At 66.8% G+C, this 13528-nt stretch carries 13 protein-coding genes; 10 read left to right on the forward strand and 3 right to left on the reverse strand.

The window, feature by feature from the left end:
• The first annotated feature begins 82 nt into the window (after window positions 1-82).
• The gene (locus tag ACFQZZ_RS05960; protein ID WP_378675084.1) at window positions 83-967 is read left to right on the forward strand and encodes an LLM class F420-dependent oxidoreductase; all 885 of its coding nucleotides are present in this window, start codon (window positions 83-85) and stop codon (window positions 965-967) included.
• A gap of 99 nt (window positions 968-1066) precedes the next feature.
• Window positions 1067-1540: an NUDIX domain-containing protein gene (locus tag ACFQZZ_RS05965; RefSeq protein WP_378675086.1), complete on the forward strand. Its 474-nt coding sequence runs from the start codon at window positions 1067-1069 to the stop codon at window positions 1538-1540.
• 58 nt (window positions 1541-1598) lie between these two features.
• Here the strand turns inward: ACFQZZ_RS05965 and ACFQZZ_RS05970 are convergent, their stop codons facing one another.
• On the reverse strand, window positions 1599-2183 hold the full coding sequence (locus ACFQZZ_RS05970; RefSeq protein WP_378675089.1) for a TetR/AcrR family transcriptional regulator: 585 nt from the start codon (window positions 2181-2183) through the stop codon (window positions 1599-1601).
• Between the two features lie 90 nt (window positions 2184-2273).
• On the opposite strand from ACFQZZ_RS05970, the gene ACFQZZ_RS05975 reads away from it, so the two are divergent.
• Together ACFQZZ_RS05975 and ACFQZZ_RS05980 are read left to right on the forward strand one after the other, a co-directional pair.
• Complete coding sequence (locus ACFQZZ_RS05975; protein ID WP_378675092.1) at window positions 2274-3014, forward strand: alpha/beta fold hydrolase; 741 nt, start codon at window positions 2274-2276, stop codon at window positions 3012-3014.
• A gap of 212 nt (window positions 3015-3226) precedes the next feature.
• Window positions 3227-3841 (forward strand): DUF1109 domain-containing protein, encoded by a 615-nt coding sequence (locus ACFQZZ_RS05980; RefSeq protein ID WP_378675095.1) that lies wholly within the window; start codon window positions 3227-3229, stop codon window positions 3839-3841.
• 233 nt (window positions 3842-4074) lie between these two features.
• Here ACFQZZ_RS05980 and ACFQZZ_RS05985 read toward each other — a convergent pair whose 3' ends face one another.
• Window positions 4075-4425, reverse strand: a complete 351-nt coding sequence (locus tag ACFQZZ_RS05985) for a hypothetical protein (RefSeq protein WP_378675098.1) — start codon at window positions 4423-4425, stop codon at window positions 4075-4077.
• 61 nt (window positions 4426-4486) lie between these two features.
• Between ACFQZZ_RS05985 and ACFQZZ_RS05990 the strand changes: the two genes are divergently transcribed.
• Window positions 4487-5452, forward strand: coding sequence for a quinone oxidoreductase family protein (locus ACFQZZ_RS05990; protein ID WP_378675101.1), 966 nt, complete (start codon window positions 4487-4489; stop codon window positions 5450-5452).
• Between the two features lie 204 nt (window positions 5453-5656).
• On the opposite strand, the gene ACFQZZ_RS05995 is transcribed toward ACFQZZ_RS05990, so the two are convergent.
• Complete coding sequence (locus ACFQZZ_RS05995) at window positions 5657-6646, reverse strand: heme o synthase (RefSeq protein ID WP_378675104.1); 990 nt, start codon at window positions 6644-6646, stop codon at window positions 5657-5659.
• 381 nt (window positions 6647-7027) lie between these two features.
• Between ACFQZZ_RS05995 and tkt the strand changes: the two genes are divergently transcribed.
• The 5 genes from tkt to pgl are packed head-to-tail and all read left to right on the forward strand — an operon-like array spanning window position 7028 to window position 13524.
• Window positions 7028-9169 carry a transketolase gene (tkt, locus tag ACFQZZ_RS06000; RefSeq protein ID WP_378675107.1) on the forward strand — a complete coding sequence of 714 codons (2142 nt, stop codon included), beginning with the start codon at window positions 7028-7030 and terminating at the stop codon, window positions 9167-9169.
• A 6-nt stretch (window positions 9170-9175) separates the two neighbouring features.
• The gene (tal, locus tag ACFQZZ_RS06005; protein ID WP_378675110.1) at window positions 9176-10315 is read left to right on the forward strand and encodes a transaldolase; all 1140 of its coding nucleotides are present in this window, start codon (window positions 9176-9178) and stop codon (window positions 10313-10315) included.
• A 5-nt stretch (window positions 10316-10320) separates the two neighbouring features.
• On the forward strand, window positions 10321-11898 hold the full coding sequence (gene zwf, locus ACFQZZ_RS06010) for a glucose-6-phosphate dehydrogenase (protein WP_378675113.1): 1578 nt from the start codon (window positions 10321-10323) through the stop codon (window positions 11896-11898).
• Entirely contained in the window at window positions 11895-12803 is a 909-nt protein-coding gene (opcA, locus tag ACFQZZ_RS06015; protein ID WP_378675116.1) for a glucose-6-phosphate dehydrogenase assembly protein OpcA, read from the forward strand. Before zwf ends, opcA begins: the two co-directional genes overlap by 4 nt.
• Window positions 12796-13524 carry a 6-phosphogluconolactonase gene (gene pgl, locus ACFQZZ_RS06020; RefSeq protein WP_378675119.1) on the forward strand — a complete coding sequence of 243 codons (729 nt, stop codon included), beginning with the start codon at window positions 12796-12798 and terminating at the stop codon, window positions 13522-13524. The genes opcA and pgl overlap by 8 nt, the downstream gene beginning before the upstream one ends.
• Window positions 13525-13528: the final 4 nt, after the last annotated feature.

Below are 13528 nucleotides of genomic sequence, written 5' to 3' on the forward strand. Positions count from 1 at the left end.
GCCGTCGGCCTGATGTTCATCTGGACCATCGGGCCGGCTCTGCCGCACGAGAACGATCCGCTGTCCACAGAATCGAGCAGGTATGGAAATCGGGTTCAGCACGTTCCTGACCGACGAGGGCATCAGCCCGACAGAGTTCGGCAGGGCCGTCGAGGAACGCGGTTTCGCGGCACTGTTCCTGGCCGAGCACACGCACATTCCAGTCGCGCGGGAGACGCCCTACGGCTCCGGCGAGCTGCCACGCGCGTACTTCCGTTCGCTGGACCCTTTCGTCGCGCTGTCGGCTATCGCGGCGGTGACCGAACGCGTACGGATCGGGACGGCGATCGCGCTTGTCGCCCAACGTGATCCGATCATTCTGGCCAAGGAGGCGGCGACTCTCGACGTGATCAGCGGTGGCCGATTCGAGCTCGGGGTCGGTGCCGGGTGGAATATCGAGGAGATCCGCAACCACGGCACCCGCCCAGGGACGCGGACGCGTCTGCTGCGCGAACGGGTTCTGGCCATCAAGGAGCTCTGGACGCGGGAACAGGCGGAATTCCATGGCGAATTCGTCGACTTCGATCCGATGTTCCAGTGGCCCAAACCGATACAGCACCCGCACCCGCCCGTGCTCATCGGCGGCATGGGCCCCACCGTGCTCCAGCGCGTGGTCGACTACGCCGACGGATGGATGCCGTTCGTGTCCTCGGTCGCCGCCATCGACAAGCTCGCGCACCGGATCGCCGAGTTGAACGACCTCGCCGAGCAAAAGGGGCGCGGGCAGATGCACGTTTCCGTCGTCGTGACCACCGCTGTGCCCGCCGACGACGCCTCGAAAGCCCTGGACCGGCTGGCCGATCTCGGCGCGCACCGCGTGATCTTCAACCTCGACGCACTACCCACCGATGAAACCCACTCGGTGTTGGACAAATACGCTGCTGCCGCGAATCACCTCGACTCGACCGAGTCGCACACCATGGGGTGAGCTGCGCCCGCATCTGCCAGTCCCTCATCAGTGCTTGCGCCTATTCACGAACTCGACTGCGGGCGGGGAACTCCCGTCGATCGGTTTACTGTCGGAACTATGGCAACCCCCGACTTCATCCACACCATCCGGGCCGACGCGGGCCAGCAACTGCTCTGGTTGCCCGGGGTCAGCGCCGTTGTCCTCGATGACCAGGACAGGGTCCTACTGGGGCGGCGGGCCGACACCGGTAAGTGGGCGGTCATCGCAGGGATGCCGGAACCCGGCGAGCAGCCCGCGGCGTGCGCGGTTCGAGAAGTGTACGAGGAGACAGCTGTTCGCTGTGTCGCCGAGCGCATCGTGATCGTCCGCGCCATGCCGCCGCACACCTACCCGAACGGCGATATCTGCCAGTTCATGGACATCACGATGCGGTGCCGAGCCATCAGCGGCGAGGCACGGGTCAACGACGACGAGTCGCTGGAAGTCGGCTGGTTCGACGTGTCCGCGTTGCCGGAACTGCCCGACTACGAACTGCTGCGCATCGAGCAGGCACTGGCGGATGGGTCGGTGTGGTTCGAACCCGCACCCTGAAACCAGCGTTCCGCCCATCGCGCACAGTTGCCCGATTGTCTGCGCTTCCGGTCGCTGATCAGCGCGTAGCGGCGGTCCCCTGCAATACGAGATCGACTGCGCTGCTGAGGTATTCCGGAGTCATCGGCTGATCGCGCAGCAGGATCCGGAACCAAATCGCGCCGGCGAGCAGATCCATGATCATGGCGGGATCCACCGAGGGTTGCAGTTCGCCACGTTCGATCGCGCGCTGGAACATCGGCTGTTCACGTGTGAGCCGTTCGGCAAAGAACGTGTGCGCGACTGCCGCCAGTTCTGGCCTGCGGGGTGCGGCGGCGAGGACGGTGGCAACGATCGGCGCGGTCTGCTCTCCGGTGAGCAGTTGGGTGATCTCCCGCGTCAACGCGAGGAGGTCGCCGCGCAGACTGCCCGTATCCGGCATTGCGAAAGCAAGCAGATCGGAGTGCACCAGCGCGGCGGCCAGTACCGCGTCCTTGGAAGGCCACCACCGGTAAATGGTGGTCTTGTTGACACCGGAGCGGCTGGCGATCGACTCGATCCCCAGACCTTCATAACCCTGTTCTGCCAGCAGATCGAGGGTCGCGGCGAAAATCGCCGAGGCTTGCCGGGGCCCTCCTGAGGCACGTGCTCCTTGTTCGCTCACCGCTCGATACTACAACGCAACGTTGCGTTGCACTGCCCGACGTTATACCGTCAAATGCAACGCAACGTTGCGTTGTTGATTGGAGTTGGGATGAGTCTTCCTTTGATATTCGTGCACGGCATTCGGCTCAGCGGTATGTCCTGGTCGGTGGTACGTGAGCAGCTCGGCCAGCACCCGTCTGCCGCCGTCGATCTGCCCGGCCACGGCGCGCGTCGCGGCGAACAGTTCACCTTGGCCGCCGCCATCGATACCGTCGCCGAAGCAGTGGACAACGTGGGTGGCCGCGCCGTGGTGGTCGGACATTCTCTCGGCGGATACGTGAGCATCGCCGCAGCCGCTCGCCATCCAGAGCGGGTAGCGGGGCTGGTAGTTGCAGGAGCGAGCTGCGTGCCCAATCGAGGATTTACGACTCCGTTCACGCTGATCCATCGAGTACTCTCCAGGCAACCGGACGGTGGCGAGCGAGCCAGCGGCCGCATCTTCGACGCCATGCTCCCACCGCAGGTGGCCGCGGCGATCAAACTCGGCGGGATCGCCACCGAGGTCATCCCCGATGTGATTCGAGCAAGCACCCAGTTCGACCCGCTCACCAATCTCGCCGCGTACCCCGGTCCCCTGTGGCTGATCAACGGCAGTCGCGACCACTTCCGCTCCCACGAACGCAGATTCCTGGCCGCGAGCACCAACGGCCGACTCCTCATCACCCCGCGAGCGGGTCACTACTTACCCCTGGCCCACCCCGCCGAATTCGCGCGGTCCGTCCTCGACATTTCCCATGCGGTGGCTGGGCAACGCAGCAGTACGTGGCCACCGGCAGCATCCACTCGGTGACGGCCAGGTCGACACCGAACGGCGGCAGCGATGTGCACGGCATCCTTCTTGCAAGGCGGAGGTCCCAACGGGGCCACGGTGCAATGCATTTCGCCCATCTGTGAGGGCGGCGGTGGCGGCAGTGTCGTTGCCGTGCGGTGCTGACGTGCGTTGTGAACGTAGGTGATTGGGCCCGACGACATCGGAGTGGTGGAGTGGCCTACGGTGAGCCGATGACGAATCCGGAGCCGCTCTCGCCGCAGTCGGTGAGCGCCCGCCGACAGAGCAAACCTCCCGGCCCGCGACTCGGGGGCTTCGCGGCCCTCTCCATCGGTGTGTTGGTCTGTCTCTACTACGACTGGTGGCCCTCCCGATTCGGTGACCTGAACTGGCTGGACCCCCTGCTGTGCGGGGGGCTCGCTCTGCTCGTCCTCACCGGGTCGATGCTGATCTGGGCGATTCGCACACTGTACGTCCTGGGATACGACCGGCGATGGTCGTGGTGGATCGTGCCGATCCCGGCCGTGGTGCTCATCGCCGCAACGACCGCGGCGTTGATACCGCCACGGAGCTTCACCGACCTGCGCCCGCAGTTCGAGCAGGTGGCAGCCGAACTCCTCGCCGGGCCGGAAACAACGCGCCAGGACCTGGAAATCGGCCCCATCGACATCATCTCGGTCCGTGAAACCGATGACGGCGTCGTCTACTTCATCGACGCCGACGGCGCCGGATACACCAACAGCAGCGGTTGGGCGTACGCACCCAACGGCCTCCCCGCGCCCGGACTCGCGAACTTCACCTGGATCCACATCGACGGACCCTGGTACGAGATCACCTCGACCACATGAGATCGACCGCCTTGGACAAGCTGACCACGCCGGTTACCTTCGCACCACGCGGCGCTCACGCGACGGAGTCCGTGCGCCCCTCGGCGGTCACTGCGCTGAGGACCTCCGACAACGTGTGGCACGGCATGCCGATCCAATCAGCCCAGGCGCCGAACTCGCGAGTGTCGTTCAACCGCGTCTCGCCTACTCGTGTGGCATTACCTGCCACACGTGAGTACGCGACTGGACCAGGCTCAGGAGTCGTTGCGCGCCTTCGGGAAACGCGTCTGGCGGGCGACCCAGCCTGCCATCTTTGCCCAGTGGCCCTTGCGCGGCGTGACGATGGACGTCAGCTCGCGGTTCCATTCGTCGGCCTCGGTGAGGCCGTCGATGGTGGCGATCAGCTCCTTGGCGGTGGCGAGGTCGGGGACGACCTGGTCGCCGAGGATGCCGTCGGAGCCGACGAGGGTGACGCGGACGCCCAGTCGGCCGATCGGCTGGAGGACGGCGGTTGCGGAGCCGCCGTGCTCGGCGACGAATCTCTTGACGGAGTCCACGAGGGAGCCCGACAGCTGCACTGGGGTCGGGGCGACAGGAGCACTCATGGGAGTTAGTTTACTGACCGGTACGTTCAGGTCCAGCGGCTGTGGGTGTAGAACGGATCTCATGCGCGCGATTCAGGTTTCCGAGCACGGCGGTCCCGAGGTCCTGCAGTTCGTCGAGGTTCCGGACCCGCAGATCGGCCTAGGTCAGCTGTTGGTCGACACGGAGGCCATCGGGATCAACTTCATCGACACCTATATTCGCACGGGGCGATACCCCCAGGCAGTGCCTTATATACCGGGCGCGGAGGGCACCGGGGTCGTGGCCGAGGTCGGCGCCGACGTGACCGAATTCGCCATCGGCGACCGGGTCGCCTGGGCGGCGGCGCCGGGTAGCTACGCCCAACGTGTCGCGGTGAATGCCGCGGTCGCGGTGGCCGTGCCCGACGGGGTCGACCCGCCGGTCGCCGCCTCCGCCCTGCTGCAGGGCATGACAGCGCACTACCTGATCGAGTCGGTCTACAAGCCCGAACCCGGTGAGACTGTGCTGGTGCACGCGGGCGCGGGCGGTGTCGGCCTGCTGCTCACCCAGCTTGCGGCCAACCGCGGGGTTCGAGTCATCACCACGGTTTCGTCCGATGCGAAGGAAAAGCTGTCCAGGGAGGCAGGGGCGGCGGAGGTCCTGCGCTACGGCGACGATCTCGCCGACCAGGTGCGGGCGCTCACCGGCGGTGTCGGTGTCGCCGCCGCGTACGACGGTGTCGGCGCGGCGACCTTCGAAGCCAGCCTGGCCTCATTGCGCATACGCGGCATGCTCGCGCTGTTCGGCGGGGCAAGCGGGCCGGTGCCGCCATTCGATCTGCAGCGTCTCAATCCCGCGGGCTCGCTGTTCGTCACCCGCCCGAGCCTGGTCCACTACACCCGCGATCGCGCCGAATTGCTGTGGCGCGCAGGCGATATCCTCTCCGCGATTGCCGACGACGCACTGCACGTCCGGATCGGTGCGACCTATCCCCTTGCCGAGGCCGCCCGGGCGCACCGCGATCTCGAAGGACGGAAGACGACCGGCTCTATCGTGTTGCTGCCGTAACCGAGCGTGTCAGCGCCCTGACGTCGCGCCGGCCGGGCGTGCGGGCGTATACGGTGGTCCGCCCGGGCGACATGGCGACCGGCCGTTATGTGGTGGATGTCGACGGCCACGCATTTGCCGCCTACGACGCGGTCGACGGCACTATCGTCCAAGTCCGGCCAGATGGATACATCGCTCGGCACGCCGCTGCCGACCGTTAGACGACTAGCCGAAGAAGCTGCCGATGGTGTCCCAGCCGAGCACCGAGTCCACCGCAAGACCGCAGAACACCACGGCCAGGTAGTTGTTCGACTGCAGGAACAGTCGCAGCGGCTTCACCGATTCGCCGCGCCGCACGCCTGAGTACAACTGGTGGGCCATGAGCAGGAACCACGCTCCGGCCACCAGCGCGACGGCGGTGTAGATCACGCCGGTCGCGGGTGCCAGGGCGAGCGTGGTGAGCACGGTGAGCCAGGTATAGATGACGATCTGCTTGGTCACCACCTGCTCGGTCGCGACCACCGGCAGCATCGGCACCCCGGCCGCGCGGTAGTCCTCCTTGTAGCGCATGGCCAGCGCCCAGGTGTGCGGCGGCGTCCAGAAGAAGATGACGCCGAACAGGGCGATCGCGGGCCAGCCGATGCTGCCGGTGACAGCGGACCAGCCGACCAGGGCGGGCATGCAGCCTGCGGCGCCGCCCCACACCACATTCTGCGAGGTGCGGCGCTTGAGACCGAGGGTGTAGACGAAGACGTAGAACAGGATTGTCGCGACAACAAGCACGCCACTGAGCAGGTTCGCCTGCCACCACAGCCAGGCAAAGGACCCGATGCCGAGCACTACACCGAAGACGAAGGCGTGCGAGGTGGGCACGGCTTCTCTGGCGAGCGGGCGTTTCGCGGTCCGCTTCATCACCTTGTCGATGTCGGCGTCGGCCACACAGTTCAGCGTGTTCGCGCTGGCCGCGCCCATCCAGCCGCCGAACAGCGTCGCGAGGACGAGGCGAATATCGATCGTGCCCCGGTCGGCAAGCAGCATCGTCGGAATGGTCGCGACGAGCAGCAGTTCGATGACGCGCGGCTTGGTGAGCGCAATGTAGGCCAGCGGTTTCCGCAGGATTCGGGACAGCAGACCATCACCAGTGAACCGGTCGGCCAGCGCCGTCGCGGAGGAGCCGTGCGCACCATTGCCACCCGGCTGTTGCCCAATCCGCACTGTCTCTCCTCGCACGCTGTGCATCACATCCGGCAATGGAACAAGCAGCGCGCGACCTGCACGGCGCGGCTACTACTACAGAGGATGGTAGACCCACGCCGGTGGTGTTCCCCCCATCGCCCCCTCGCGCGGCCGCGCGCAAAGCCCGGCGCGACCGGTCGGTACACGGCCGCGAATCGACCCCTTCGACGGCACGAAATGGCGCACGCCGGGATCGGAGCGCCCGATTCAGGACCCGTAAGCCGGGTTCCCGCCCAGCCGGTCATCGGGCACATCTAGGGTAGTTGGGGTACACCGGTGCGCATTCGCCGCCGCCGCGCGTCATCGCCGCCGCCAGTAACCACCACCGTCGACGAAACCAATGTCAGGAGAACCTCGGTCGTGTCAGTCACAGACGACATCCGCGCCCTCACTCAGCCGAACTACCCGGACGACTGGACGGATCTGGACACCAAGGCCGTCGACACAGTACGGGTGCTGGCCGCGGACGCGGTACAGAACGCCGGAAACGGCCATCCCGGCACCGCGATGAGCCTGGCGCCGCTCGCGTACACCCTTTACCAGCGCACGATGCGGATCGACCCCACCGATCCCAGCTGGGTCGGCCGGGACCGTTTCGTCCTGTCCTGCGGACATTCCAGCGTGACCCAGTACATCCAGCTCTACCTGGCCGGTTTCGGTCTGGAGCTGGACGATCTGAAGCACCTGCGCAAGTGGGGCTCACTTACCCCGGGCCACCCCGAGTTCCGGCACACCGACGGCGTCGAGATCACCACCGGCCCGCTCGGCCAGGGTCTGGCCTCCGCGGTCGGCATGGCGATGGCCTCGCGGCGCGAGCGCGGCCTGTTCGATCCGGATGCCGCGCCGGGCGCCAGCCCGTTCGACCACTTCATCTACGTGATCGCCTCCGACGGTGATATGGAGGAGGGCGTCACCTCCGAGGCGTCGTCGCTCGCGGGCACCCAGCAGCTCGGCAACCTCGTCGTCATCTACGACGACAACAAGATCTCCATCGAGGACGACACCACCATCGCGTTCACCGAGGACGTGGCCAAGCGCTATGAGGCGTACGGCTGGCACGTCCAGGTGGTCGAGGGCGGCGAGGACGTCATCGCGATCGACGCGGCGCTGGACGCGGCCAAGGCGGAGACCGGCAAGCCGTCGATCATCGTGCTGCGCACCATTATCGGCTACCCGGCACCCACCAAGATGAACACCGGCGCCGCGCACGGTGCCGCACTCGGTGCCGACGAAGTGGCCGCCACCAAGAAGATCCTCGGCTTCGACCCGGAGCAGAACTTCGAGGTCACACCCGAGGTCATCGCGCACACTCGCGCGGTCATCGAGCGCGGCAAGCAGGCGCATCAGGCCTGGCAGCAGCAGTTCGACGGGTGGGCGCAAGCCAACCCGGAGAACAAGGCGCTGTTCGACCGGCTCGCCGAGCGGAAGCTGCCGGCCGGCTGGGCCGCGAATCTGCCCACCTACGACGCGGATCCGAAGGGCATGGCCACCCGCAAGGCGTCCGGCAAGGTGCTCGCCGCGCTGGCACCGGTGCTCCCGGAGCTGTGGGGCGGTTCGGCCGACCTCGCCGAGTCCAACAACACCACCATGCCGGACACCGCGAGCTTCGGCCCCGAGTCGATCTCGACCGGTATGTGGAAGGCCAACCCGTACGGTCGCACGCTGCACTTCGGTGTCCGCGAGCACGCTATGGGCTCGATTCTGAACGGCATTGCGCTGCACGGCCCGACCCGCCCCTACGGCGGCACCTTCCTGGTGTTCAGCGACTACATGCGCCCCGCGGTCCGCCTGGCCGCGCTGATGCGGATTCCGGTCACCTACGTGTGGACCCACGACTCCATCGGCCTCGGCGAGGACGGCCCGACGCACCAGCCGATCGAGCACCTCGCCGCGCTGCGCGCCATCCCGGGCCTGAACGTGGTCCGCCCCGGCGACGCCAACGAGACCACCTACGCCTGGCGCACCATCCTCGAGCGCGACAGCAGCGAGCACACCTCGCACTTCTCGGTGTCGGAGCTCCCGCACCAGGACGGCCCTTCCGCGCTGGCACTGACCCGTCAGGATCTGCCGATCCAGGAGGGCACCAGCTACGAGGGCGTCCGCAAGGGCGGTTACATCCTGGCCGAGGCCTCCACCGGCACCCCACAGGTAATCCTTATCGCTACCGGTTCGGAGCTTCAGCTCGCGGTCGAGGCCCGCACTACGCTGGAGGCGCAGGGCATCGGAACCCGCGTGGTCTCCATGCCGTGTGTGGAGTGGTTCGACGCACAGGACAAGGCTTACCGGGACGAGGTGCTCCCGCCCGCGGTCGCCGCTCGGGTTGCCGTCGAGGCCGGTATCGCGATGCCGTGGCACCGGTTCACCGGTGACGCGGGCGAGATCGTGTCGATCGAGCACTTCGGCGCCTCGGCCGACCACAAGACCCTGTTCCGCGAGTTCGGCTTCACCACCGAAAACGTCGTTGCCGCCGCGCAGCGCACGCTCGAGAACGTGAAGGGATAAGCGCTCATGGCACAGAACGAAAACACCGCAGCTCTTTCTGTGGCCGGTGTCTCGGTGTGGCTCGATGATCTGTCCAGGGACCGGATCCAATCCGGCAACCTGGCCGACCTGATCGCCACCCGCAGCGTCGTCGGCGTCACCACCAATCCGACGATCTTCCAGGGTGCGCTCAGCCAGGGCCACTCCTACGACGCGCAGGTGAAAGAGCTTGCCGCCCAGGGTGCGGACGCGGACGCCGCGATCCGCACCATCACCACCGACGATGTGCGCGCCGCGTGTGACGTGCTCGCCGGAGTCTTCGAGGCGTCCGGTGGTGTCGACGGCCGCGTCTCCATCGAGGTCGACCCGCGGCTGGCGTTCGACGCCGAGAAGACGACGGCCCAGGCCGTCGAGCTGTGGAAGATCGTCGACCGGCCGAACCTGTTCATCAAGATCCCGGCGACCGAAGCCGGCCTGCCCGCAATCTCCGCGGTGATCGCGGAAGGCATCAGCGTGAACGTGACGCTGATCTTCTCCGTGCAGCGCTACCGCGCAGTGATGGGCGCCTACCTCGACGGCCTCGGCAAGGCCAAGATCGCAGGCCACGATCCGGCCAAGATCCATTCGGTCGCTTCCTTCTTCGTGTCCCGGGTGGACACCGAGATCGACAAGCGCCTCGAAGCCATCGGCACGCCCGAGGCCCTGGAACTGCGCGGCAAGGCGGCAATCGCCAACGCCCGCCTCGCATACGCCGAGTACCAGGATGTGTTCGACGGCGGCGCGCACACCTCCACCTACGCCCACCTGGCTGCCTCGGCAGGCGCGAATCGGCAACGGCCGCTGTGGGCATCGACCGGTGTGAAGAACCCGGAGTACTCCGACACCATGTACGTCACCGAGCTGGTGGCGCGGAACACGGTGAACACGCTTCCGGAGAAGACCCTCGAGGCCGTCGCCGACCACGGTGAGATCCGTGGCGACACCATCAGCGGCACCGCCGCGGCCGCCAAGGGCGTCTTCGACAAGCTCGCCGCGGTCGGCGTCGACCTCGACGACGTGTTCGACGTGCTGGAGCGCGAAGGCGTCGACAAGTTCGAGAAGTCTTGGGCGGAGCTGCTTTCCGCCACCGCCGAGGAGTTGAACGCCGCAACCTCCGGAAGCAACTGATCGGGATGGCCGGCACAGCAGCGGCAGGAAAATCGGCGGCAGCGGTCTGGAAGAACCCGCTGCGCGACGAACGGGACAAAAGGGTCCCCCGCATCGCGGGACCATGCAGCATGGTCATCTTCGGCGTCACCGGTGACCTGTCCCGCAAGAAACTGATGCCGGCCATCTACGACCTCGCTAACCGGGGGCTGCTGCCCCCCGGCTTCGCGCTGGTCGGCTTCGCGCGGCGCGACTATGCCGACGAGGATTTCGCCCGAGTCGTACTCGAGGCGGTGAAAGCGCACGCGCGCACACCCTTCCGCCAGGAGGTCTGGGACCACCTGGCCGAGGGAATCCGGTTCGTGCAGGGCACCTTCGACGACGGCGCGGCCTTCGCCAAGCTCGCCGATACGCTGGCGACGCTGGACAAGGAGCGCGGCACCGGCGGCAACCACGCCTTCTATCTCTCGATTCCGCCGAATATGTTCCCGGTCGTGCTGGACCAGCTCTCCGAGCACGCACTGGCCAAACCGTCCAGCACCGATGTCAACGGCCACAAGCCGTGGCGTCGAGTGGTGATCGAGAAGCCCTTCGGGCACGATCTGGAAAGCGCTCAGGAGCTCAACGCACTGGTGAACGGGGTGTTCCCGGAAGAGACGGTGTTCCGGATCGACCACTACCTCGGCAAGGAAACGGTGCAGAACATCCTGGCACTGCGCTTCGCCAACCAGCTCTACGATCCGATCTGGAACGCCAACTACGTCGACCACGTCCAGATCACCATGGCCGAGGACATCGGATTGGGCGGGCGCGCAGGCTATTACGACGGTATCGGCGCCGCCCGCGACGTCATCCAGAACCATCTGCTCCAGCTGCTCGCGCTCACCGCGATGGAGGAGCCGATCAGCTTCCAGCCCGACCAGTTGCAAACCGAGAAGATCAAGGTGCTCTCGGCGACGAAGCTGGTCGAGCCGCTGGACGAGACCACAGCCCGCGGGCAGTACGCGGAGGGCTGGCAGGGCGGCGAGCATGTGGTCGGACTGCTCGACGAGGAGGGTTTCGACCCGCAGTCGCGCACCGAGACCTACGCCGCGATCACCCTCGAGGTCGATACCCGGCGCTGGGCAGGCGTGCCGTTCTACCTGCGCACCGGAAAACGGTTGGGCCGCAGGGTCACCGAGATCGCAGTGGTGTTCAAGCGGGCGCCGCACCTGCCGTTCGACCAGACGATGACCGAGGAGCTCGGTCAGAACGCCCTGGTCATCCGGGTGCAGCCGGACGAGGGCATCACCACTCGATTCGGCTCGAAGGTGCCGGGGTCTGGCATGGAAGTGCGCGACGTCAATATGGATTTCAGCTATGGCGAGGCATTCACCGAGTCCTCCCCCGAGGCCTACGAACGCCTGATCCTCGACGTGCTGCTCGGGGTGCCGTCCCTGTTCCCGGTGAACGCGGAGGTCGAATTGTCTTGGCGCATTCTGGATCCGGTGCTCGAGCATTGGGCCGCTGACGGGAAGCCGGAACCGTACGAGGCGGGGACCTGGGGTCCGTCGTCGGCCGACGAGATACTCGCCCGCACCGGGCGCGAATGGCGGCGGCCATGATCGTCGACATGCCCGAAACCACCACCTCCGAGGTCACCAAACGGCTGGTGCGGCTGCGGGAAAGCAACGGTGTGATCACCATGGGCCGGGTGCTGACCCTGGTGGTGTGCACGCTGGACAGCTCCGAGGCCGAAGACGCCATCGACGCCGCCAATGACGCCAGCCGCGAACACCCTTGCCGGGTGGTTGTTCTTGCCCGTGGCGATCGTGAAGCCGAGACGCGCCTCGACGCCCAGATCCGTGTCGGAGGTGACGCGGGCGCCGCCGAGGTGATCGTGCTGCGACTGCAGGGCGAACTGATCAACCACGAGAGCAGCGTCGTCATCCCGTTCCTGCTCCCCGACACGCCCGTGGTCGCATGGTGGCCGCGCGGCGCCCCGGAGTTCCCGTCCAAGGATTCGGTGGGGCGCTTGGCTACTCGCCGCATCACCGATGCCACCTTCGCGCCCGATCCGCAAGCGACGATCAAGAAGCGGCGCGATTTCCACGCCTCCGGCGATACCGATCTGGCGTGGAGCCGGATCACTTACTGGCGGGCGCTGCTCGCAGCCACCATGGACGAACCGCCCTATGAACCGGTCGAATCGGTAACGGTGTCCGGGCTGCGCGAGGAACCCGCGCTGGACATGCTCGCGGGCTGGCTGGCCGCACGGCTCGGTTGCCCCGTGCAGCGGCGCACCGGCGAGCTGCGAGTGGAGGTGCACCGGCCGTCGGTTTCGATAGCCATCGCAAGGCCACAGACCGGCCGCACCGCGACACTCACCCGCACCGGGGATCCCGTCCAGCGAATCGCCTTGGCCCGCAGGGAAACTCGCGACTGCCTCGCGGAGGAGCTGCGACGGCTCGATGCCGACGATATCTACGCGGAGGCGCTCGCCGGAATCGAGAAGGTGACCTATGAGTGATACGGTCGAAGTCCTCTCCGACACCGACGCGCTGGTGACTGCCGCCGCGACCAGATTCGTCGAGGTCGTCGCGGCGGCCCAGGCTGCGCGCGGATCAGCATCGGTGGTGCTGACCGGCGGCGGTACCGGCATCGCATTGCTGGAACTGGTGCGCAAGTCGCCCGGCGCCATCGACTGGTCGAAGCTCGATGTTTTCTGGGGCGATGAACGATTCGTCCCGGCAGGCGACCCGGAACGCAACGACCTGCAGGCCCGCCGTGCCCTGCTTGATCACGTCCCGGTCGATCCCGCCCGCGTCCACCCGGTCGCGACCTCCGACGGCGAATACCCCGATCCCATCGAGGCCGCTGCCGAGTACTCCGCTGCGGTACACGCCCATCTGGCCGAACACGGCGCGTTCGATCTGCACCTGCTCGGCATGGGCGGCGAGGGTCACATCAATTCTCTCTTCCCACACACCGACGCGGTCCGCGAACAACACGAAGTCGTTGTCGCGGTGACGAATTCGCCGAAACCGCCCCCGGTCCGAGTAACCATCACGCTGCCCGCAATTCGCCGCACCCGGCACGTTGTGCTGGTCGTCGGCGGCGCGGCCAAGGCCGAAGCGGTCGCGGCGGCGCTCGCGGGCGCCGACCCGGTAGATATTCCCGCAGCGGGCGCCAAGGGACTCGAATCCACCACCTGGCTGCTCGATGCCGACGCGGCGGCGAGGCTGCAGTAGTCCG

The organism is Nocardia sp. GCM10030253 (genome assembly GCF_042675075.1).
Lineage (GTDB): Bacteria > Actinomycetota > Actinomycetes > Mycobacteriales > Mycobacteriaceae > Nocardia.

Excerpts from the sequence above, each read along its gene's own strand:
- ACFQZZ_RS05960 (WP_378675084.1), top strand. The coding sequence starts at position 83 with ATGGAAATCGGGTTCAGCACGTTCCTGACCGACGAGGGCATCAGCCCG.
- ACFQZZ_RS05965 (WP_378675086.1), top strand. The coding sequence starts at position 1,067 with ATGGCAACCCCCGACTTCATCCACACCATCCGGGCCGACGCGGGCCAG.
- ACFQZZ_RS05975 (WP_378675092.1), top strand. The coding sequence starts at position 2,274 with ATGAGTCTTCCTTTGATATTCGTGCACGGCATTCGGCTCAGCGGTATG.
- ACFQZZ_RS05980 (WP_378675095.1), top strand. The coding sequence starts at position 3,227 with ATGACGAATCCGGAGCCGCTCTCGCCGCAGTCGGTGAGCGCCCGCCGA.
- ACFQZZ_RS05985 (WP_378675098.1), bottom strand. The coding sequence starts at position 4,425 with ATGAGTGCTCCTGTCGCCCCGACCCCAGTGCAGCTGTCGGGCTCCCTC.
- ACFQZZ_RS05990 (WP_378675101.1), top strand. The coding sequence starts at position 4,487 with ATGCGCGCGATTCAGGTTTCCGAGCACGGCGGTCCCGAGGTCCTGCAG.
- tal (WP_378675110.1), top strand. The coding sequence starts at position 9,176 with ATGGCACAGAACGAAAACACCGCAGCTCTTTCTGTGGCCGGTGTCTCG.
- zwf (WP_378675113.1), top strand. The coding sequence starts at position 10,321 with ATGGCCGGCACAGCAGCGGCAGGAAAATCGGCGGCAGCGGTCTGGAAG.
- opcA (WP_378675116.1), top strand. The coding sequence starts at position 11,895 with ATGATCGTCGACATGCCCGAAACCACCACCTCCGAGGTCACCAAACGG.
- pgl (WP_378675119.1), top strand. The coding sequence starts at position 12,796 with ATGAGTGATACGGTCGAAGTCCTCTCCGACACCGACGCGCTGGTGACT.